Raw genomic sequence first — 21,380 nt, 5'->3', positions numbered from 1 at the left:
AAAACACAGCCTGCCTTAATCGGCAGACTGCGTATGTCATGTTCCATACTCCATAGCGGGCTAATCCTTCACCAATCGGTTTGAAAGCATCAACATAATAAAAGAGAACAGAATGATGACGGCCACCCAGCTCCAGGAGAGTGCCATATTTCCGGCCTCGGACGCGGTGTAAATCGCCGTAGACAGGGTTTGGGTCTGTTCGGGAATATTACCCGCAAGCATCAGCGTAGCGCCAAATTCTCCTAATCCCCGGGCAAATCCAAGAATGTATCCCGAGATGAGCGGGCGATAGGCAAGAGGCATTGTAATGTAGCGAAATACTTGCCATTCGTTGGCACCTTGGGCACGTGCAGCCTGCTCTACCTCGGGATCGACGGCTTCAAAACCTGCCTTGATCGTCCGATAAGCCAGTGGAAAAGCCACAATTACAGAAGCCACCACCGCAGCTCCCCACGTAAATACAATCGTCTGCTGGAACAGGCTTTCGAAGGCCATACCGATCCAGCTTTTCCTCCCCAGCAAGATGAGCAAAATAAAGCCAACGACTGTGGGGGGCAAAACAAGTGGAAGAAGTAAGACCGTCTCGATCACGCTGGTTCCCCTCCGCAGCTTGCAGTTCGCCATCATCCGAGCCACCACAGTAGCTAACAGAAATACAAAGATGCTGGCGACGACGGCTACTTTGACGGATACGATAACCGGAGGAAGAAAAGCTGACCAATCCAACGAGACCCCCTCCTTTATAGATGGATGCTATTTTCCAGTCGTTTCTGTAGGAGCTGAAAATCCGTCCTTGCTGAATACGCCCATCGCTTCATCCGTACGCAGAAAATCGAGAAACTCACCAGCTTCCTTGCTGTGTTTCGTTGCTTTTACAATACCTTCCGGGTACAGAATCGGAGCATGAAGTTCCTCAGGCACTTCCAGTGCAACGACTGCTTTATCCGAAGATTTGGCATCCGTCAGGTAGACGAGTCCCGCATCGGCGTTGCCTGTTTCTACATAGTTTAATACCTGTCTTACGTCCTTGGCGAATACCAGCTTCGACTCCAGCTTGTCCCATAGTCCGGCCTTCGTCAGCGCTTCTTTGGAATACTGTCCAGCAGGAACGGTAGTTGGCTCCCCGACAGCTACTTTCAGAAAGGATGGGCTTGTCAGATCATGGAGTGTAATACTTTTGTTATCCGTGCTTTTCGACTTATCCTGTGGAACAACCACAACCAGTTTATTTTGGAGTAGCACGCTATCCTTTTCTATTAAAGAAGCATCGGTCAATGCCTTCATTTGCTTCATACCTGCCGAAATAAATACGTCAGCGGGTGCGCCTTGCTCAATCTGTTTTTGCAATGTGCCGGATGAAGCATAGTTAAAGGTAAGTTTGATATCTGGATGCTGCTTTTCATACTGGTCCTTGAGCGTGTTGAGGCTATCTTGAAGACTCGCAGCGGCAGATACGATGATCTCCGTTTTTGGTGCAGATTTTGTCGACTGTACAGCAGCCGAAGACGAGCAACCAGCCAGCACCCATGCCAACAATCCAACCAACGTGAATATGTAGCCAAATTTCATTTTCAACTTACTCTTCCCCTGTCCTATAAATTCCGAAATGGGTATAACGATGTACACCTCATAACGGTTCAACTCTATTGGGTCAGCCCAAATATTTGTGAACAATAGATCTCGCCTCGGCGATGTCCTTCGTGCCATGGATCAGAACGCGTCCATCCTGAAATAGAACCAACCGATGCGCTCCAATCACAACGGATACCAGATATGGATTATGTTCTACTCTGCCTCCCTGGCGTGACAATAGACGTGCCGCTTCATTCAGATCGCGCACAGCACCGGAGGCCGGGCGGATTTGAACCGTATCACGTCCACATAAAACAGCCGACTTGGATTGATGCTCCGATTGTAAAAAAGGATACACCGGATGCTCGCCGCACGTTGGGCAGTCGGCTTTCTTCATCGCGCTGATCTGGATCGCCTGATGCTGATTGTTCCACAGATCAAAGGAAATCAGCTTGCCTTGCAGCGCTGAGTCGTCCCCGGTGAGCAGCTTCAGTGCTTCGGCGCTTTGGTAGGCTGCGACCATCTGTACAGCCGGGCTAATCACACCCACCGTGTCGCAGGTCGCGCCCCCTAGCGGTACGGTTCCGAGCAGACAATGCAGGCACGGTGTCTGTCCCGGCACGATGGTAAAGGTCGTCCCGTAACTCCCCACACAAGCCCCATAAATCCAGGGAATTTGGTGCTTGACCGCGTAATCGTTAATGAGCAGACGTGTATCAAAATTGTCGGTGGCATCTACAATGAGGTCCACACCTGCTGCAATATCGTCGATTTCTTCCAGCGAAACGTCCCGAATTAACGCGCGAATGTCCACGTCTGAATTGACTTGCTGCAATCGCTTCTGTGCTGCCACTGCCTTCGGCATATGTTCACGAGCGTCCGCTTCATCATAGAGCTGTTGGCGTTGCAAATTGCTCCAATCTACATAATCGCGATCCACCAGCGTCAGCCGTCCGATGCCCGCTCGCACCAGCATGTCCGCATTGGCGGTACCCAGTGCTCCAGCCCCAATGATAAGCACGTGCTTGCTGCGGATATTTCGCTGTCCTGCTGGCCCAATTTTCGTAAACAGCTCTTGCCTTGAATATCGGGCGTGAGACGCGTGGGGCTGCGCTTCTACATCGGCATTCATGTTCTGATCCTTCTTCATTTCAGACATCGTTGTTTTACGCCCCATGAGGGTTCCAACCTCCTAGCTGATGCCCCTTCCATTCCGAGCCGTCCTCCCACACTTCCTTTTTCCAGATCGGCACGATTTGCTTCAAGCGTTCAATCGCATGGCGGCTGGCTTCGTAGCAAGTATCGCGGTGTGCAGCAGAAACAGCAATCACAACGCTCGTCTCTCCAATCCTCACCGTACCAAGCCGATGTGTAATCGCCGTACGTGTAGACGGCCAACGCTCTGCAATCTCGTCACCAATCTGCTTCATCGTGTTCATCGCCATCGGGACATACGCCTCATATTCCAGTAACACAGTACGCTGACCTTGCGTATATTCCCGAGTCGTCCCATTAAAGGTCAGGGAAGCCCCATGGGATGGGTCCTGCACCTTCGAGGTCACCTCATCGGCATCAATCGGATCGTACGTGATCGCAAATAAGCCGCACGCTGAAACAACCGTTTCCATCCCTGGTGCCGACTGAAGAAGCGTGATTGTATCTGAAGGATGGATGAGTTCCTCTGGAGAAGCCAGTTTTTTATTATTCGTAAAAAAAGAACCTTGCAGCTGTGAAGCCGCTTCCGGATATTGCTCATTCAAGCTTTTTCGAATGTCTGTAATGGTCACCGTTTCTTGCGGAAAATCCAGCGTAATCACGGATTCACCAAGCTGCTCTGCCATACCCGCGAATAGTTGAATACGGTATTGCATATACATCTGACCCCCTTTGCACCTATCCTATCGAACTCGCTTAGCCTGTATCGAATTTACCCTCCTGAAACCGGGGGAATGATCGCAATTTCATCATATATACTCACCAGATCCTCCGGTGCGGCATAGGCTTGGTTTCTGGCAACAAAAGAACCCCGCAACTGCGCGGCTACTTCTGGGAAACGCTCGGATAGCAGGTCTTTTAACGCGGAAATGGTCATCGTCTCCTGATCGGTGGGTACTGTGATGATGGGCCCTCCCATCTGTTCCGCAAGGCCGGCAAATACTTGAATATGATATTTCACTTAACATGTTCACCCCCAAAAATGTTCACATTATATTTTAGATTCAACCAGTTCCTCAATCCGCTGGGGATGCGTATACACATTCAGAGAATGACTTCGTATAAAACCTACCGTGGTAATGCCCAAATCCTCTGCCAATTCAAGCGCAAGCTCTGTCGGAGCCGACTTGGACAACACTACCTCACAGCCAATCTTGGCGACCTTCAACAAAATTTCAGACGAAATGCGCCCACTGAATACAATGATTTTATCTTGTAATACAATATCATGCTTGAGGCAATATCCATAGATTTTATCCAGCGCATTGTGTCGGCCGATATCCATTCTCGACAGAATGATTCCGTCCTTGTCACACAGTGCGGCATTATGAACGCCCCCGGTCTCCTGAAACGTGTGCGCCGAGTTTTGCATTAAGTTCATCAGGCGGAAGCAGTCGTCAAAAGACAGCATGACATGGGTGTCGTTCATTCTTTTTGCCACTTTGGCATCGTTCATAAAGTAGAAGCCCTGTCTGCTTTTCCCACAGCAGGAGGTAATGTACCGTTTGGAGTGAAAGTTTTGATAGAACTCATTCATCCGCCGGGTTTTGATATGAACAAAGCCTTCTTTTTCCTGAACCCAAATATCTTCGATATCATCATACTGTTGAATGACACCTTCCGAGGCTAAAAAGCCTACTGCCATATCCTCCACATACTCCGGTGTACAAACCATGGTGGCAAATTCCTGCTGATTGATTTTGATCGTCACCGGATGCTCCGTCACCACAGTGTCCTCATCACGCTTGATCTGACCGTCACGATAACGGAGAATCTGGCGTTTGATCTCAGCCGACTTTTCCATGTGCTCAACTCCCTTGTTTATGGCAGGCTGGCTTTTCGGTTCACCCGCCGATGTGTGACATTTCAATTTTGGATGCTAATTGCTGCGTATGGTTCAGCCGTTCCTCCGAATAGCGGTCTGTACGCCCTCTCCACACACGCTCAATGTAAGCTCTTATCTCATCATCGGACTGTTCAGAACGTAGCATCCCCCGCAGCTCGTACCCTTGAGAAGCAAATAAGCATGTGTACAAGGAGCCTTCAGCGGAAATCCTCGCCCGTGTACATGTGGAGCAAAAGGCATCCGTAACGGACGAAATAATGCCAATTTCCCCTTCGCCGCCCTGATACCTGTATCGCGTCGCTACCTCGCCTTTGTAATGGGGCGGGACAGGCTCCAGCGGCATTTGCTTATGAATGGTTTCGATGATCTGCTGCTTGGAAACGACCTGATCCAATTTCCAGCCATTGGTGTTACCTACATCCATAAACTCAACAAACCGTAAAATATGTTTTTTCTTTTGAAAATAGTTGGCCATAGGCACAATATCCTGATCGTTGAAGCCCTTTTGCACAACCATATTTATTTTCACCTGCATCCCTGCTTGTGCTGCCGCATCAATACCATCCAGCACGGATCGCACGCTGCTTCTTCCTCCGTTCATCCGGCGGAAGCGATCATCATCGAGCGAATCCAAACTGACTGTCACTCTCTTCAATCCCGCTTCTCGAAGCGGTACAGCATATTTAGGAAGAAATACGCCATTCGTGGTCATAGCAATATCTTCAACTCCTTCGAGTTGAGTTAACGAATGAATGAGCGAGGACAGGTCCTTTCTCAGTAACGGCTCGCCGCCCGTAATGCGCAGCTTGGTAACTCCTAGAGAGACAAAAATACGGGAAAGCCGGGTAATTTCCTCAAAGGTCAATATTTTTTCTTTTGGCAAAAACGGATAGTCATGGCCAAAGATTTCTTCCGGCATACAATACCGGCACCGAAAATTACACCGGTCTATGACGGATATTCTCAAGTCCCGTAACGGACGATTCCATTGATCATCGCTCCGGTTCGCCATCCCGTTCACCTCAATCCGTCTTCATTAATAATACCTAAACCCTATATTGGAACTGTATAAAATGAACTTGAGAAATTCACATCAAAAACGGAGCAAACGGAATGGTGCTGGACAAGCGATAGCGGTCGCCTGAAAGCTTTCCGGAGGAAAGCTCGCATCGTAAGCATAAACTGTCCCCCAGATTTCCACCATTGTTCGTTCATTCAGGAAATTTGGGGGCAACAGCGATGGGAAGCATCATCCGTATGTGTAGTGGCACCGTGTGAACTTCAATTCATTTTATACAGAACCAAAAAACCGACATCACAACAAATCCTTCGCCATCGAACACATCGAAGAATCTGCTAAATGCCGGTTAATTTATCTACATCAGGATTCTACGAGTCCCCACAACATGTGATATAGAAAAATCAGCTAACAAGCGCTGCGACAAATAAAGTATACGCGATTCCCACGCACACTCCATTCACGAATGCTCTGCAATAGATTACATTCTTATTGTTAGCAATCCTCGAACGTTTGTCAATGATTTTTCGTTTTCTCAAACGATAATCATTATCAATTAAAAGTTTTAATTATGTACCGTTGAACTATCTTAAATTTTACGTTATAGTTACACCTGATGACATGCAGAAAATGACATATCCAATTTATTGATATACAGGCGGTGCGTACCGTTTGTTATTAATACATACACATATGGCGGATTGGCCTCCAGGACCTAGAGCTTGGTCACTACTCCACCATAAACACAAGTGCTTCATCACGAGCACTTGTGTTTATGGTGGAGTTTTTTTATTTCTAATTTTTACATTTCAAATCTGAAAGGAGCCTGAACCGTGATTGAAAGTACAATCAAAATTACATTAAACGGACAGGAACTGAAAACCAAAAACAGCACAACGATTCTTGAAGTCATTAACGAAAACAATATCGCTCATCCCCAACTATGTTATGTTCCCGAGGTCGATCCGATCCGCACCTGTGATACCTGTATCGTAGAAGTCAACGGCAAGCTCGTTCGCTCTTGCTCGACACTCGCTACGGACGGAATGAATATTCAATTAAACTCGGACCGCGCCAAAGCAGCCCAAACAGAGGCCATGGATCGGTTGCTGGAAAATCACCTCCTCTACTGCACCGTGTGTGATAACAACAATGGTAATTGTTCCTTGCATAATACGGCAGAGCTTATGGAAATTGAACATCAAAAATATCCATATCAGCCCAAGGTTGATCCGACGGAAGTCGATATGTCCCATCCATTTTACCGTTATGACCCAAATCAGTGTATTGCCTGTGGCCAATGTGTAGAGGTATGTCAAAACCTTCAGGTCAATGAAACCCTCTCTCTTGACTGGGAAGCAGAACGCCCTCGCGTCATTTGGGATGATGGTGTTGCGATTAACGATTCCTCGTGCGTCAGCTGCGGTCAGTGTGTAACAGTCTGTCCTTGTAATGCCTTGATGGAGAAATCCATGCTGGGTGAAGCCGGCTTCATGAGCGGCATGGAGAAGGACTTGTTAAATCCGATGGTAGATTTAATTAAGGAAGTGGAGCCGGGCTATAGCGGTATTTTTGCCATTTCCGAAGCAGAAGCAGCCATGCGTGAAACCCGTACGAAAAAAACTAAAACCGTCTGCACCTTTTGCGGCGTAGGTTGCAGCTTTGAGGTTTGGACTAAAGGACGCACAATTTTGAAGGTGCAGCCTACCTCTAAAGGACCTGTGAACGGCATCTCAACATGCGTCAAAGGAAAATTCGGCTGGGATTTTGTGAACAGTGATCAGCGTTTGACCACCCCTTTGATTCGTCAAGGTGAAGAATTTGTAGAAGCCACCTGGGAAGAAGCATTAAGCCTGATGGCCAGCAAAATGGGTGCTATTAAAGAAACGTATGGCGGTGAAGCGCTCGGCTTTATTTCCTCGTCCAAATTTACAAATGAAGAAAACTATCTGATGCAAAAGTTGGCGCGTCAGGTATTCCAAACGAATAACGTCGATAACTGTTCGCGGTATTGCCAATCCCCCGCCTCATGGGGGCTGCAACACACCGGAGGCATCGGCGGCGACAGCGGTACGATTAAAGACATTGCCAGAGCAGGACTGGTTATGCTGGTCGGCTGTGCGCCGGGAGAAGGACATCCGGTGCTGGCTACCCGTATTAAACGTGCGCATAAGCTGCACGGTCAAAAGCTGATCGCAGTCGACCTGCGCAAGCATGAGATGGCGGATCGTGCGGATCTGTTCATTCGTCCGAAGCAAGGTACAGATTATGTATGGTTATCCGCTATAACCAAGTACATCATTGATCAAAACTGGCATGACGCAACATTCATTGAGAAGCATGTAAACTTTTATCCCGAATATTTGAAATTGCTGGAGAACTTTACCTTGGAATTTGCAGAGCAGGAAACGGGCATTTCCAAAGAGACGCTGATTGAGGTAGCGACTATGGTCCATGAAGCCGACGGTACTGCCATTTGCTGGGGCATGGGTGTGACGCAAAACATCGCAGGCTCCTACACCTCTATTGCGATTGCCAACCTGCTGCTGGTGACCGGAAACTTTATGCGTCCAGGGGCAGGCGCGTATCCGCTTCGAGGACATAACAATGTTCAGGGTGCTGCTGACATGGGCACGATGCCGGATATTTTCCCGGGCTATCAGCCTGTCACCAACCATGACATTCGTGCCAAGTTCGAAGCGGCCTACGGGGTACACATTCCAGGCCAACGCGGACTGGACAATATCCAAATGCTGGAGGCCATTGAAACAGGTGAGCTAAAAGCGATGTATATCGCCGGAGAAGAAATGGCGTGGGTGGATGCAGACTCCAACCATACACAGGAAATGCTGGCCAATTTGGATTTCCTCGTCGTTCAGGATGTATTCCTGAGCAAAACAGCAGAATTCGCGGATGTCATTTTGCCAGCCGTACCTTCGCTCGAAAAAGACGGTACCTTTACGAACACCGAACGTCGTGTACAGCGTTTATATGAGGCGCTCAAACCTGTAGGAGACAGCAAACCGGACTGGTGGATTTTCAGCCAATTTGCCAAGCACATGGGATTTGATTGGAATTATAGCCATCCAAGTGAAATTTTTGAGGAAATGGCGTCACTCACTCCATTTTTCTCCCAATGTAATTATGACGTATTGGAAGGCTGGAACAGCTTTCACTGGGGATCGCCGGATGGCAGCAACACACCACTTCTACACACCAACGGCTTTAACTTCCCGGATAAAAAGGCACGTCTTGGTCTTTTCGAATATGTACCGCCTAAACAATACCCGGCTGAGTTCGATCTGACCTTAAACAACGGTCGACTGCTCGAACAATTCCATGAAGGAAATCTGACGACCAAATCACCAGGCATCCAGCTCAAGCTTCCAAGTGTATTTGTGGAAGTATCGCCGGAATTGGCGGAGGAACGCGGAGTCAAGGACGGATCGCTGGTTCGTCTGGAATCGCCATATGGCGCCGTGAAGCTGCGTGTGCTCGTGACTAACCGGATGCATGGAACTGATATCTACGTACCTATGCACTCCAGTAGCCATGACAGCGCCGTGAACTTGTTAACTGGCGGAGCATTCGATGTGGTTACCCGCACACCAGCTTATAAGCAAAACAAGGTACGAATGCAAATCTTGGAGGTCGACGGTCAAAATCCGCTACCGCGTATCAACCCGCGCTATAAACAGCGTCATCCGCAAAATGGGGTTGAAGTGGAGCGGAAATGGAATCGTCCCGGTTACGTCGATCTGGTGGATCAAAAATAAGGAGGTCGGACTCATGGCTAAGCCTATTTCAATCGTACGAAAGCGTGTGTTGACAGAAGAAGAACGACATAAACAATCGCTGGATCAGCTTACTGCTGATCTGGCGGACAACGGGGCGGCATTGCAGAAGACGCTCGAAATTGTACGTGAGCTGCACGATAGCGGTCTTCTCGAAGCGGCTCAGTCTATGCTGAAAGCCAAAGAAAGCATCGCCAAAATCGCTGTAGGACAAGCGACGCGCAAGCCTGTGACAAACATTATCAACAATCTGATGGGAGCAGCCGGCATGCTGTCCGAGGTCGACCCCGAGCTGATGAAAAAGCTGGTGGGCAGCGTCACTACAGGCCTGAACGAAGCCGAAGAGTATTTAAAACAGAACAAAAAGACCCGCCTGCGCGATCTCATGAAGGCCATGAATGATCCGGATGTAAACCGGGCGATAGGTTTTGGGATTCATTTTCTCAAAGGGCTGGGGAAAAGCTTGTCCGATAAGTAGCTGAATATAGCGTGGAGGTGGATACAGAGTTGCAAGATTATATTCAACGCTATCAGCAGGAGGACGATCAGGAATGCCTTCAGCTATTGCTGGAGCATTGCTGGCCTTATGTGGAGACTTTGATCGGGAAGCTTACCACAACAACAGAAATGAATGAGGACACAGTCAGGGAGCTTCGGAAAAAAGGAAAGACGCGCTTTCCTTTTATCATCAGTAAATATCAGTTAGAAGTTCAGCTTCCACTTCAAACGTTCCTTTATAATACGTATCGGTTTTACTTTCGGCAGGTGCTTAACGGCCAAGGATAACAACAGTAAAGGAGAGCTGGCCCCACCGCAAACGGGAGTCAGCTCTTTTCTTGTCCCTTTGATACATCCCTACAACCGAACCTCCCTGCCTTGTCTCTCCGTCAAAAATTGCAACAACCAAATACTATAATTGATAAAAACCAGCGTAAAACTAATGACCGAAAACAGCGGAATTGTATGTACAATGGTAGCATAAACGATCCAAATCAACAGGATTATCAGCAGACAGATACGGAGGATTGCGTTGTTGCTTGATTTCTTGCGGAACAGCAACCCCTTCATATCCATAGTATGGTCGTTCCGATGAAGTAGATGGACAAAGATCAGGATATGCAGAATCAGGTGAACAGCAAAAGCAATGAAGGCAAAAGCGATACCTGTGGCAAATAGAGCAAAGCCATTTTCCAAATCAGAAGATTCATGTGCCAACTCCGGCAACTGCCACATCCAGTACAACATGAACCCATGACAGGAAGCCAACGCAACGAGCATTGAAAATACATATAAAAATACTTTACTGACAGCAGTCTCCGTGTTCAATGTATGCTTCCCCCGTCTCAACCAACTTTTACTAGCAGACACCAAAAAGGCTATTCGGACGCATACCGAACAACCTTTCTGAGGCTACAGCACTTTATAAAGTAACGCTATGATCTACATTTTATTTTTTATCCACCTGCAATAGCGTCACTGTTTTGAGGGAAACAGCATCTTTGATTTGCTCCTCTGCAATGACATTAAGCTTGAGTAAACTGGCAATCTTCGAAGTATCCGGTTTGGAAAACAAGCGCCATAGCTGCGGATCAGGCAGTGAATCATACAGCTTGGTATGATCGTATTCCTTGCGGTGCTGCTGCACAACTTTGACCCGGTAGCTGCCAATTTCCCAATCTGCCACTCCCTGCTGCGCACAATGAGCTGTAATGTCATTACGCAAATCAGTCAATTCGCCTTCAATTTCTTTTTGCTTCTGCTTTAACTGATAGTAGCGACGCACCTTGTTTTCCAATTCCATCACGCTCCTCTGCTTACATATGTATGTTTGCGGAAGCGTTTTAGGACAAGTTTGTGGTGTGAAAATATAAGATGTATCTGCAAAAGCATTTCCCGGGTAATGGAGAGACTCAGGAAATGATCTTGAATCATCCGATCCGGGATCATCCGATCCGGGATCATCCGAACTTTATTTAGGGACATTGGCACCTGGATTTACAGGGCCTGCTCCCTTCGATTCTCCTTTGCGTTTAACATAATTGGACCAGTAAGCTGTTAGAATAGGCACCAATATAGAGGTAACAATGACCGAAGCGGCTACTAACGCAGTTGCGGATTGCGCTACGGGCAGGAACTCTGGCTTCATATTCGCAACAATGACCGGATTCGCTACCGCTGCACCTGCAGTACTGGAGGCTGCAAGTCCTGCTGTACCGTTGCCGCCGCCGATATATTTATCCGCCAGGATCAGGGGAATGCCTGTAATAATAATGACGCCGATGCCCAATATAATACCGAGCAAGCCAGTTTGGACAATCACACTCAGATCGATGGAACAGCCCAGTGCAAAACCGAAAAACGGAATAAGCGCATGCGTAGCGCTCCCAAAATATTTACGAAAATCGTGATCCAGATTCCCCAGCATAAACCCGACCAGAAACGGCAATACCGCCCCCACAAATGCCTGCGGCTCAAAAACGGCCAATCCCGTACTGCCCAAAATGAGCATGGTCACTAACGGACCCGACTCCAAGGACATCAGCACGAATGCCCCTGCCTCTTCCTTGGAACCATATTGCTGCATAATGGAGGCGTATAGCCCACCATTCGTCATGTCCATGGAGGAAATCAGCGCCAATACCGACAGGCCCGCAAACAACCCACTTTCCACGCCGCCGACGGGTAGCAATTTGGATGCTATGATAGCCACTACCCAGGCAACTGCGATTTTGGTTAATACAAGCGTACCTGATTTACGTAATACCGTCCCCGTAGCTCGTATATCAATGGAAGCGCCCATACAAAAAAACCACACCGCCAAAATCGGCACCGTCCCCGTCATTAGTCCCTTCGTAAACGATCCAAAGTAGTCCCCGGCCCACGGTATAAATGTATGAACCAATGCTCCTATAAACAGCGGCACCAACATAATGCCGCCCGGAATTTTATCAATGCTTTGCTTGATTTTCATAACTTCATTCAACCCTTTCGTTTTTGCCAGCGCAAAAACAAGGCCGTATTACTTGCGGCTCAAGCCTAATTCGGGAATCAACCTTGCGAAAGTTTCATGGCTCTCCTTCAACTGCCGTGCAAATGCTTCTGCATCCTTAACACGTAGCCCCAATCCATGCTTACGCATTTCTTCCCTGAATTCCTCATCTTTCGTCCCCTTGATCAGTGCGTCCGCCAGGGTTTGAGCAATCTCATCCGGCGTATCCCTGGGCACAGCCAGCCCTCTCCAAGTCCCGATAAAATGTACACTCAGCCCAGTAGCCTGCTGTAACGTCGGCACACTTGGAAACGCTTCCGAAACGGTGTCTGCCTGTATCGCCAGTATGCGTAGCTTCCCTTGGTCCACATACTTTTTCACTTCGGCAGGACTGACCGGCACAGCATCCACGAAGCCACTCATCAACGCTGAAACGGCTGGCCCAGCTCCCTCATAGGGAATATGGGTAAAGCGGACTCCGCTTTTTTGCTCCAGCATCGCAGCAGCGAGGTGCCAGATGCTCCCCGTGCCTGCATTGCCCATTTTCAGCTTGCCAGGATGAGCATGAGCGTCCTCCAGAAATGCTTCGGCCGTCGTCCAGGGAGCATCCGCTCTAACCGTGATGGCAGAAGGGTCCATATTGGTTTGGACCAGCGGTTTAAAGCGCTCATAGGTAAGGGGCAGCAGTCCCAGATGTGGCAGTGTGGTCAGCTCCGCAACCAGATACGTTACAGTGTAACCGTCCGCCTGCGCCTCAGCCCCTTCCATCAGACCGACCGAACCGCCTCCACCCGTCCGGTTAACGACGATGATCGGCTGGCCGAGATGCTTTTCGGCTGCTTTCGCCAATGCTCTTGCCGTGATATCTGTACCACCGCCCGCCGCATAAGGAACGACGAGCGTGATGGGCTTCACAGGAAATGCACCACTGTGGTCACGCAAAGCGTGTTGATCCACATATTCACTGATACTCAAGGCAGAAAGAAAAGCCACTCCCGCCGCAACCAGCACATATTTTTGCCATGGCTTGTTCTTCATTACGCTTCCTCTTTTCCAAAAAATGAACTGGGCCAGTCACGCACCCGTTTTCACCCCCAGACGTTTTCAGTCATGATATTTGCGTTTACATGAAGTCAATGTACCGCAACGCGGGGGCTACAGCTATCGCTTAATCTTCGAATTTATCTTCCAAATCCCCAAAATACCGACCTTTTGGCGGATCTGCATATCTATTGGAACATTTGCTGATTTCCCGAAATTTCCCGGGGGTCACCTGTTTATGCTTCCGGAATACACGGATAAAGCTGTTCTCATTCCGGTAGCCCACCTGATCAGCAATCTCTGCAATTTTCAGATGTGTTTCACACAGTAATGCACACGCTGTTTTCACTCGCAAACCAGTCAAGTAATCGTATACGGTACTGCCTGTCTCTTCCTTGAACATACTGCTCACCGACGACACGCTCATATGGACCTGATCTGCAATTTCCTGAAGCCCAATATTTAAATGCAAATGATGCTCCATGTAATCGATCATCTCCTGTACACGTACAAACTCCTTGGACTGTCTGTGTCCAGAGAGTTTTTCGCCGATATCAGCTACAATCGAATACATTTGCTTCTCGATATCTGCAAGATCAAGCGTCTGAATCTGATTCCAGTGGTAATCAACAAGCTTGTCCGGCGGCGTCACACCATGAGTCATGCACCATTTCAGCAGCTCCTCCATCAGTTCATGAACAGACAGATGCACCTGCACCGGGGAGGTCCTGTGAAGACGAAGTTCTTCTCCCCATTGACTGATCAGCTCGATACTTGCCCCGGCCTCCTGTGACTCCACGGCACGAATGATTTCCATATTCCGGTTTTCCACCGCTGTTGAAACATGAGTATGCTCTTCTGGCCTAAAATACTCTGTAACATCCATGTCCATCCCCATGCTGTCCGTGCTCATATGCGAACATCCATATCCCTCATACAAACGCAAACCAAGGGCTTCTTTCCCCTTTACAAATGACTGACGTAACTCATGGATATCGGAGAATACAGGACCCATTCCTATGGAAATAGTCAGGGGAAGATGCTCATCCACAACCTGAATCAGCCTGTCTGCGCTTTTGCGGAGCAGAATGCTGTCTGTAACATCGGCATCAGCCCCAGTCTCAGTCCCAGTTATAGCTTCATCTTCGCTCTCACTTAACTGTAGTAGTACAACGAACCCGCTTTCCTCATCTGGCGCGCTTACCGCCTTCCAGTGAGGTTCAAGCCATTCCAGCAAAATATTATTCAGCGCATATTTGAGCAGCATTTTATCCTCCTCTGGAAAGCTTGCTGCCCAAGTAGAATACCGATCGATTGACACGATCATCACAGCCAAAGAGCTGCCGTCCCAATCGGAAAAATACTGTTCCCATTTCATACGCATTTCCTGTATGCCCATTCTACGCTGGATGACATCTTCCATGTATTTGGAACGCAACTCCGGTAGACTTCGCTCCACCACCAGTGATTTGCGATGGAACTCTCCAACCAGCTTGCCAATTACCGGCTCCAGATCATACAATCCACCTTGGCGCGTTCCTTTGTAGCCTGAATTTAACAGGCTATTAATTCTTTTCATAGGGCGAAACGCCGCATAATTGTAATAGTAGACCGCTGAGCAACCCGCCAGTATGGAAATAAAGGCCAACCACAACATCATGTTGCGCGCCAGCTTGACATGCTTCAGCAGCTTGTCCATAGGAACAAGCGATACCAGACGCCAGCCCGTCACATCTGAAAAGGTCTGATTCGCCATATACTCCATCCCTCCTACCTCCACATAAGCATAGGGGCTCACATCCAGCTCTTTCAAAACCCTGTCCATTTCGTGTAAGGGTACAGACGATTTTAACTTGGGATAGATCAACTCACCCTCCAGATCGTACACATATTGCGAGTTGGATAAATGAATATACAGCTTGGAGAAAAAGCGATCATAATCCAGATTGATCAGCACCGCGCCGATGACCTGCCCATCCTTTACCACGGGTCTTGCCAGCGAAAGGAGTTCTACCGTTCCATTTTCATGATTCGTGCCGTACCATCTTCGCTTAATCAGTAATGGCTTCTTTTGAATGTCCCGAATCCAGGGAACCCAAGTCGTATCCGGCGCTTGGTCCCAATCGGGTACATAGCCGTATTCGCTGGATACGAGAGCATGCTTTTCCAAAGAAATAACTTCAGCCGAATGAATCTCTTCATGCGAAGAAAGGGCTTTCAAGTATTTCTGTAGCCGTTTGATGACGGGAACATTATTTGACAGTGATTTCCCATCTGTTTGTAAACGTGCAAATGCCTCTACATCCGGGGAATAGGCTGCATCCAGCGCCTTATTATCGGACTCCCGAAATGCCCTGTTGGTCACATCCAGATTAATTTGCAGCAGCTCTATGTTCGGTGTGTTCAATTCGGTATCCAAACCCTTGCGATATCCCGAATACGATAGCAAGCCGATCACACTAATAATGAGTGATACACTTAGAGTGAGTAGCAGAATGAGCCTTGTCTGTTTATTTTTCAGAATCAATCGAAGCTTTAATCGCAGCATTCCCGTAAATTCATCCTTCCGGACTTCGTTTTCCAGCATCCCTTGCCAACAACGTACAGGTAACATATACTCCCTTAAATCTATTTGACGCAGGATGTGGAATTCCCTGCCTATTAACTCTACAGAGAGCAATAAAAGATGGCTATTATTGTCAATCATTAGACACTTTCAATAAAAAAGAAGAAGCCTCCCTGCATGGGTAAGACTTCTTCTTTGGGTTTATCCTGTATCTATCGTATAGCCAAAAAATGTGTTGAATTCGTGTTGCTTAGCCCGTTTTTTCCACCTGAAAACGATCCAGCTCCCGTTGCATCTCCTCACGAATCTGACGAAGCTCTTTCACCTTCTCAGCCGATTCCTCAAAGGAACGCTTCTGCTCCACGGTAGAGGCGGTAATTTCTTCGCTGCCTGCAGCGGATTGCTGGGTAATCGCGCTGATGTTCTCAATGGCTTGCTGTACCTGTACGCTCAGTTCCCGAGATACATTCATGTCTGTCGACAGCTTGCTGACTTGGCTGGCAATTTGCTGTACTTTGCCGCTTATCTCAGTGAACGATTCCCCGGTGGACGACGTTGCCTTCTCCTGCTCACGGAATAGCTCCTGACTATGCGCCACAGAGGTCTTCACCTTGTTCATAGCCTGCGTAATGCCCTCGACTGCGGTATAAATTTGCTTCACAGCCGACTCCGACTGATTTGCCAGCTTTTTCACTTCGTTGGCTACGATTGCAAAACCTTTTCCAGCCTCACCCGCACGCGCAGCCTCAATTGAAGCATTCAAGGACAGCAGCGACGTCTGGCTGGCAATCTCGGATACATAACCGGTCATCGTCGTAATCTCGGCTGCATTGGCCTCCAGTTCCTTGACTGTCTGCTCCACCTCGGACATCGCTGAACGATTTTCCGCTACAATGCGTAGCTGATCGCTCATCACACGTGTACCTTGCTCAATGACACGCAATGCGTCTTCGCTATATGTAGAGGACTGCTTGGTCTCCAACAAATTCGCTTCAAACTTCTGCTGCATCTCATCCACAACGCCAACAGTGGTCGACAGATCCTCAGCAATTTTTTGACTACCAATCGCCAGTTCCTCTGTTGAGGTGCTAACTTGCGTCACGATTTCCTTCATGGTCTCATTATGCTGGTCAATATCCCGAGCCATCAGATCAACACGATTTCCCGACTGGTCAATAGAGAGCACAATGTTACGCAAGTTCCCGATCATGAACCGGAACGATTCGTTGAGCTCGTCCAGCTCATCACGTCCCTTCGTTTGCGCGAGCTGCACCGTCAAATTCCCATCGGCAATTTGCTTCGCGGCATCCGTCAACTTGCGAGTTCTCAGGGCAAGCTGCCTGGATGTATATGTATTATATAGCCCGACCGCCACCAGAAGCAGAACAGCTCCTGCCAAGGCCAATTGCCAAGTAAAACGAATACTCTTGGTCAATTCCTCTGTATATTCGTCATAACGCGCTTTTGTTAGAATATCCAGCATGAACACATCGTTCTGGATCCCCTGTACACGCATCGCATTACGTTTGGATTCAGGGCTGCTTCCCGTGCTCATCGCTTTATCCGTCGCAGCCTTCAATTCGCTGAATTTCGTTTTAACGGTATTCAGACGCTTTTGCTGCGCTTCGGTCTGCATCATGCCTTGCGAAAGCAAAGCAATCGTTTTTTCCGCCTGACTCAGTTGATTTTGCACATCCGTTTTGTTGCTCTCTGTCATAGAAGAAGAGTAGTTTTGCAGCGCCTGTCCTGACTGAATCAAATAAGCATTGAGCTGCTGTACATTCAGCATGGCTGGAACGAGACTACTGCTTTGCGAGTTGATACGGATCAATTCAAAAATAATATAGGCCACCAAAGCCAGGCATGCGATCAGGGAAACCATCGCGTTAAGCACCAGTTTACCTTGCAGTTTCATCAGGAATCATCCTCCGTTTTACGAAAATTTATTGGGTGGGCACAGTAAGACTGCCGGACTTGACCTGTTCCTTCAAGTCATCCAGCAGCTTTTGCTGCTCCGGGTTCAATGTCAAAATACGAATAGGCGCCAAACCTATGCCTTCTTCCGTAAGACCGAACACCATATTCTGGTCCGTAAATTTTCTTTGATGATCTGCAAAGCTTTTGACTGCCGTGTAAATGGCGACATCCACATTTTTAATCATGGAGGTCACTACTGCTTTTTCCGCAATGAAGAACTGGTCGCTGTCGACCCCGATTGCAAACTTTTGCTGCTTTTGCACCTCCTGTAGCGCACCCACACCTGTAAGACCTGCCGCCGCATAAATCACATCAACTCGATCCTGATTGATCATGTCGCGCGCTATCTCCGAGCCCAGCTCCGCCTTGCCGAAATCTCCCGCATACGTAGCGGTAACCTTGGCATCAGGCTTAACGGAGCGAACCCCTGCCCGATATCCAACCTCAAACTTTTTCAACAGCGGAGACTCCACTCCCCCGATAAAACCCACCTGATCGGTTCGGCTTGCCATTCCTGCAACGACCCCTGCCAAAAAGCTGCCCTCTTCTTCTTTAAAAGTAATGGAAGCCACATTAGGTAAATCCGATTTTTCATCCACAATTACAAATTTGCGATCCGGATATTTTTTTGCAACGGTTTCCAGACTTTCTTTCACCATATACCCCAATCCGATAATCAAATCGGATTTTTCTTGAACAAGCTGTTCAAAAGCAGCATCATATGTCTTGGTTTTGGAAATTTCCCGATATTCAAAAACAATTTTCCCCTCGTCCCGTGCCTTGACCAAACCCCGAAAAGCAGCGTCGCTATAAGACTGATCACCCAGACCAATATCTGACAGTACAATTCCTACCTTAATCGGTTGCTCCTTGGTTTGTGCTGCTGGCTGTCCACATGCACCCAGCAGTAATGCAAAAATAGTGACAATGGGAACCCACCTCAATGTTAATAACTGAACTCGTTTCTTCATGACATATCACCTCAGCATAATTTGCAAATCCCCAACATCTTTATATCGGTTATAAAGGCATTTTTTTTCATAAGGTTTTCTGTAAATTCATTGTATTGGGAGAAGTATAATGAGGTGATATTTCCCATTTATCATTTGCTCTTGCTCCATTTCGAGGCCATCACATCGGTTTTACTTTCTATGAGATCCATGACCTCCTCACGATGTTTAGCCTTGAACAGATCAATCATGTCCACCAGATCGTCGCGATCCAATAGCTTAACTCCGTTAACAGCAGCGAGTGTTTTACAGGATTCCGTGTAGCGTCCGGAAGTGATAACGACAGACTTGTCTGCCGCATAATAACGCATGGAGGTGTAAATTTCCTGCACCGCGCCCAAGCCGACCGGGTTTTGTACTGCATAACGCTTGGCCTGAATCACAACTCTGACACCTTCACGGTCTGTAAACACCAGATCCGCTCCAAAGTCCCGGCTACTGGTCGTTTTGTAGATGTCCTTATAGCCGAGCGCAGATAACAAGCGTTGCAGATAAAGCTCAAATTCCGAGCCATCCTCCATCCTGTCTATATCCTGAATTCCGATTTTTCGCGGGTCCAGATCACGTAAAATCCGATTTCTGCGCCGACGTACCAGTCCTCTGATGATGAGTATAAGTAACAGTAGGAGTACAATAAGTCCTATTCCTAATTCCTTATATGCCGATAATTGCTCCAGCAGCATTCCTCTTCCCCTTTTCTACAGTAGGCGTGCAGCGGTGTATTCCTTTTCAAGACATTCCACTTTATCACGCGCTGACACTTGTGTTACATAAGGACAGCCCCGCCGGATTCGACGGGGCTGTCTTCATTTTGCCTCAAAGCTGCCTGCATTCTAAACTCCGCACTATTATTCCCGATTCAGCAGGGATTCTCCGGCAATACCCGGCTGAGTCATTTGATACGGGTCCAAAATAATGTCCAGCTCTTCCTCAGTCAGTACATTATACAACAGACACAACTCGCGTACCGATTTGCCAGTTGTAATCGCCTCACGGGCAATGCGTGATACGACCTCATATCCAAGGTGGGGATTGAGCGCGGTAATAATGCCTACGCTGTTTTCGACATATTCACGACACCGCTCCACGTTCGCTTCAATTCCGTCCACACAATGAATGCGGAAGACATGAAAGCCCTGCTTCATAATTTCCAGCGATTGCAGCAGGTTGTAGACAAGCACAGGCTCCATCACATTCAATTCTAGCTGACCAGACTCGGAAGCGAGACAGATCGTATGATCATTCCCAATGACCTGAAAAGCAATCTGGTTGATGACCTCACACATTACCGGATTTACCTTACCCGGCATAATAGATGAACCCGGCTGACGGGCGGGCAGGCTCAGCTCTCCGAGACCAGCACGCGGCCCTGAGGCCATCAGGCGGATGTCATTTGCCACCTTGGACATGTTCATCATGCAAATTTTTAACGCAGCAGACACTTCCGTATAGGCATCTGTGTTTTGAGTGGCATCGACGAGATTTTCGTCAGCCTCCACAGGGAAACCACTTACTTCCGCTAGCACCTCGGCGACACGCTGAATATAACGACGATCTGCGTTCAAGCCGGTACCTACCGCAGTTGCGCCCATATTGACCGTCAGCAAATGCAGCTTCGTGGCACGGACACGTCCGATATCACGGCCCAGCACACGCGCATAAGCCTGAAACTCCTGTCCCAGCCGGATCGGTACTGCATCCTGCAAGTGGGTTCGGCCCATTTTAATCACACTGTCAAACTCTTTCGCTTTACGGGAAAACGCCTCCTGAAGCTCACTCATGGTGACCAACAGCTTGTCAATCATACTTAGAACAGCCAGATGGACAGCCGTTGGAAAAGCGTCGTTTGTCGATTGCGCCATGTTGACATGGTTGTTAGGACTAATCTCCTGATAATCTCCACGCTGCTTGCCGATCAGCTCCAACGCCCGGTTCGCAATCACTTCATTTGTATTCATATTAATGGACGTGCCTGCGCCGCCCTGAATCGGATCGACGATGAAATGGTCATGCAACTGCCCTTGAATCACCTCGTCAGCTGCCTGAATAATGGCCTCCGCCTTGGGACGATGCAAGCGGGTCAGCTCCATGTTTACCGTTGCTGCTGCCTTTTTGACGATCGCCATGGCTTTAATCAGCTCAGGATGCAGCCGTTGACCGGTAATTGGAAAATTCTCTTTTGCCCTCAGTGTTTGTACACCGTAATAGGCGTCTGACGGCACTTCCTTGGTACCTAGAAAATCATGCTCCAGCCTCATATTCTTCGATTCCTCCGCTGTATATACTACGATCTTCAATCCGGACCAGCCGAATTGACATAAAGAGACCCTTTAGACGGTCCTCATTTCATTA

At 48.2% G+C, this 21,380-nt stretch carries 19 protein-coding genes; 3 read left to right on the top strand and 16 right to left on the bottom strand.

All coding sequences use genetic code 11. The features are described 5' to 3' along the window. Positions 1-60: 60 nt before the first annotated feature. The 7 genes from modB to moaA form a co-directional block, all read right to left on the bottom strand. The gene (gene modB / locus ACWXW9_RS27165) at positions 61-726 is read right to left on the bottom strand and encodes a molybdate ABC transporter permease subunit (protein WP_494931920.1); all 666 of its coding nucleotides are present in this window, start codon (positions 724-726) and stop codon (positions 61-63) included. Positions 727-753: 27 nt separating this feature from the next. Further along, positions 754-1,575 (bottom strand): molybdate ABC transporter substrate-binding protein, encoded by an 822-nt coding sequence (gene modA / locus ACWXW9_RS27160; RefSeq protein ID WP_494931919.1) that lies wholly within the window; start codon positions 1,573-1,575, stop codon positions 754-756. 76 nt (positions 1,576-1,651) lie between these two features. Further along, positions 1,652-2,731: a thiazole biosynthesis adenylyltransferase ThiF gene (locus ACWXW9_RS27155; RefSeq protein ID WP_494931924.1), complete on the bottom strand. Its 1,080-nt coding sequence runs from the start codon at positions 2,729-2,731 to the stop codon at positions 1,652-1,654. A 7-nt stretch (positions 2,732-2,738) separates the two neighbouring features. Next, positions 2,739-3,443, bottom strand: coding sequence for a molybdenum cofactor biosynthesis protein MoaE (locus ACWXW9_RS27150; RefSeq protein WP_494931918.1), 705 nt, complete (start codon positions 3,441-3,443; stop codon positions 2,739-2,741). Positions 3,444-3,499: 56 nt separating this feature from the next. Further along, positions 3,500-3,748, bottom strand: coding sequence for a MoaD/ThiS family protein (locus ACWXW9_RS27145; RefSeq protein WP_494931917.1), 249 nt, complete (start codon positions 3,746-3,748; stop codon positions 3,500-3,502). 30 nt (positions 3,749-3,778) lie between these two features. Next, positions 3,779-4,591 (bottom strand): formate dehydrogenase accessory sulfurtransferase FdhD, encoded by an 813-nt coding sequence (gene fdhD / locus ACWXW9_RS27140; RefSeq protein ID WP_494931916.1) that lies wholly within the window; start codon positions 4,589-4,591, stop codon positions 3,779-3,781. A 40-nt stretch (positions 4,592-4,631) separates the two neighbouring features. Further along, positions 4,632-5,645: a GTP 3',8-cyclase MoaA gene (gene moaA / locus ACWXW9_RS27135; RefSeq protein WP_494931915.1), complete on the bottom strand. Its 1,014-nt coding sequence runs from the start codon at positions 5,643-5,645 to the stop codon at positions 4,632-4,634. 839 nt (positions 5,646-6,484) lie between these two features. On the opposite strand from moaA, the gene fdhF reads away from it, so the two are divergent. From fdhF to ACWXW9_RS27120, 3 genes are read left to right on the top strand one after another with little or no spacing between them, the layout of a single operon-like run. Then, positions 6,485-9,427, top strand: a complete 2,943-nt coding sequence (gene fdhF / locus ACWXW9_RS27130) for a formate dehydrogenase subunit alpha (protein WP_494931914.1) — start codon at positions 6,485-6,487, stop codon at positions 9,425-9,427. A gap of 13 nt (positions 9,428-9,440) precedes the next feature. Next, positions 9,441-9,923 (top strand): helical membrane plugin domain-containing protein, encoded by a 483-nt coding sequence (locus ACWXW9_RS27125; protein WP_494931913.1) that lies wholly within the window; start codon positions 9,441-9,443, stop codon positions 9,921-9,923. Positions 9,924-9,952: 29 nt separating this feature from the next. After that, positions 9,953-10,231, top strand: a complete 279-nt coding sequence (locus tag ACWXW9_RS27120) for a hypothetical protein (RefSeq protein WP_494931912.1) — start codon at positions 9,953-9,955, stop codon at positions 10,229-10,231. A 69-nt stretch (positions 10,232-10,300) separates the two neighbouring features. Here ACWXW9_RS27120 and ACWXW9_RS27115 read toward each other — a convergent pair whose 3' ends face one another. The 9 genes from ACWXW9_RS27115 to aspA all read right to left on the bottom strand — a co-directional run bounded on the left by ACWXW9_RS27115 (position 10,301) and on the right by aspA (position 21,286). Beyond that, positions 10,301-10,771, bottom strand: coding sequence for a hypothetical protein (locus ACWXW9_RS27115; RefSeq protein ID WP_494931911.1), 471 nt, complete (start codon positions 10,769-10,771; stop codon positions 10,301-10,303). Positions 10,772-10,892: 121 nt separating this feature from the next. Further along, positions 10,893-11,246 carry a hypothetical protein gene (locus ACWXW9_RS27110; protein WP_494931923.1) on the bottom strand — a complete coding sequence of 118 codons (354 nt, stop codon included), beginning with the start codon at positions 11,244-11,246 and terminating at the stop codon, positions 10,893-10,895. A gap of 168 nt (positions 11,247-11,414) precedes the next feature. After that, positions 11,415-12,416 (bottom strand): 2-keto-3-deoxygluconate transporter, encoded by a 1,002-nt coding sequence (kdgT, locus tag ACWXW9_RS27105; RefSeq protein WP_494931910.1) that lies wholly within the window; start codon positions 12,414-12,416, stop codon positions 11,415-11,417. A 48-nt stretch (positions 12,417-12,464) separates the two neighbouring features. Next, the gene (locus ACWXW9_RS27100) at positions 12,465-13,472 is read right to left on the bottom strand and encodes a tripartite tricarboxylate transporter substrate binding protein (RefSeq protein WP_494931909.1); all 1,008 of its coding nucleotides are present in this window, start codon (positions 13,470-13,472) and stop codon (positions 12,465-12,467) included. Positions 13,473-13,602: 130 nt separating this feature from the next. After that, a complete protein-coding gene (locus tag ACWXW9_RS27095) occupies positions 13,603-16,059 on the bottom strand; it encodes a helix-turn-helix domain-containing protein (RefSeq protein ID WP_494931922.1) in 2,457 nt (818 codons plus the stop codon). A 232-nt stretch (positions 16,060-16,291) separates the two neighbouring features. Further along, complete coding sequence (locus ACWXW9_RS27090; protein ID WP_494931908.1) at positions 16,292-17,956, bottom strand: methyl-accepting chemotaxis protein; 1,665 nt, start codon at positions 17,954-17,956, stop codon at positions 16,292-16,294. A 28-nt stretch (positions 17,957-17,984) separates the two neighbouring features. Then, on the bottom strand, positions 17,985-18,989 hold the full coding sequence (locus ACWXW9_RS27085; RefSeq protein ID WP_494931907.1) for a BMP family lipoprotein: 1,005 nt from the start codon (positions 18,987-18,989) through the stop codon (positions 17,985-17,987). A gap of 131 nt (positions 18,990-19,120) precedes the next feature. Then, positions 19,121-19,711, bottom strand: coding sequence for a restriction endonuclease (locus ACWXW9_RS27080; protein WP_494931906.1), 591 nt, complete (start codon positions 19,709-19,711; stop codon positions 19,121-19,123). A gap of 165 nt (positions 19,712-19,876) precedes the next feature. After that, on the bottom strand, positions 19,877-21,286 hold the full coding sequence (aspA, locus tag ACWXW9_RS27075) for an aspartate ammonia-lyase (protein WP_025685648.1): 1,410 nt from the start codon (positions 21,284-21,286) through the stop codon (positions 19,877-19,879). Positions 21,287-21,380 lie beyond the last annotated feature (94 nt).

The sequence above is a fragment of the Paenibacillus sp. LT-B23 genome (genome assembly GCF_059417685.1).
This window is presented reverse-complemented; position numbering and strand designations above follow the sequence as displayed.

Coding starts and splice junctions, on each gene's coding strand:
- ACWXW9_RS27155 (WP_494931924.1), bottom strand. CDS start 2,731: ATGTCTGAAATGAAGAAGGATCAGAACATGAATGCCGATGTAGAAGCG.
- ACWXW9_RS27150 (WP_494931918.1), bottom strand. CDS start 3,443: ATGCAATACCGTATTCAACTATTCGCGGGTATGGCAGAGCAGCTTGGT.
- fdhD (WP_494931916.1), bottom strand. CDS start 4,591: ATGGAAAAGTCGGCTGAGATCAAACGCCAGATTCTCCGTTATCGTGAC.
- moaA (WP_494931915.1), bottom strand. CDS start 5,645: ATGGCGAACCGGAGCGATGATCAATGGAATCGTCCGTTACGGGACTTG.
- ACWXW9_RS27125 (WP_494931913.1), top strand. CDS start 9,441: ATGGCTAAGCCTATTTCAATCGTACGAAAGCGTGTGTTGACAGAAGAA.
- ACWXW9_RS27110 (WP_494931923.1), bottom strand. CDS start 11,246: ATGGAATTGGAAAACAAGGTGCGTCGCTACTATCAGTTAAAGCAGAAG.
- kdgT (WP_494931910.1), bottom strand. CDS start 12,416: ATGAAAATCAAGCAAAGCATTGATAAAATTCCGGGCGGCATTATGTTG.
- ACWXW9_RS27100 (WP_494931909.1), bottom strand. CDS start 13,472: ATGAAGAACAAGCCATGGCAAAAATATGTGCTGGTTGCGGCGGGAGTG.
- ACWXW9_RS27090 (WP_494931908.1), bottom strand. CDS start 17,956: ATGAAACTGCAAGGTAAACTGGTGCTTAACGCGATGGTTTCCCTGATC.
- ACWXW9_RS27085 (WP_494931907.1), bottom strand. CDS start 18,989: ATGAAGAAACGAGTTCAGTTATTAACATTGAGGTGGGTTCCCATTGTC.
- ACWXW9_RS27080 (WP_494931906.1), bottom strand. CDS start 19,711: ATGCTGCTGGAGCAATTATCGGCATATAAGGAATTAGGAATAGGACTT.
- aspA (WP_025685648.1), bottom strand. CDS start 21,286: ATGAGGCTGGAGCATGATTTTCTAGGTACCAAGGAAGTGCCGTCAGAC.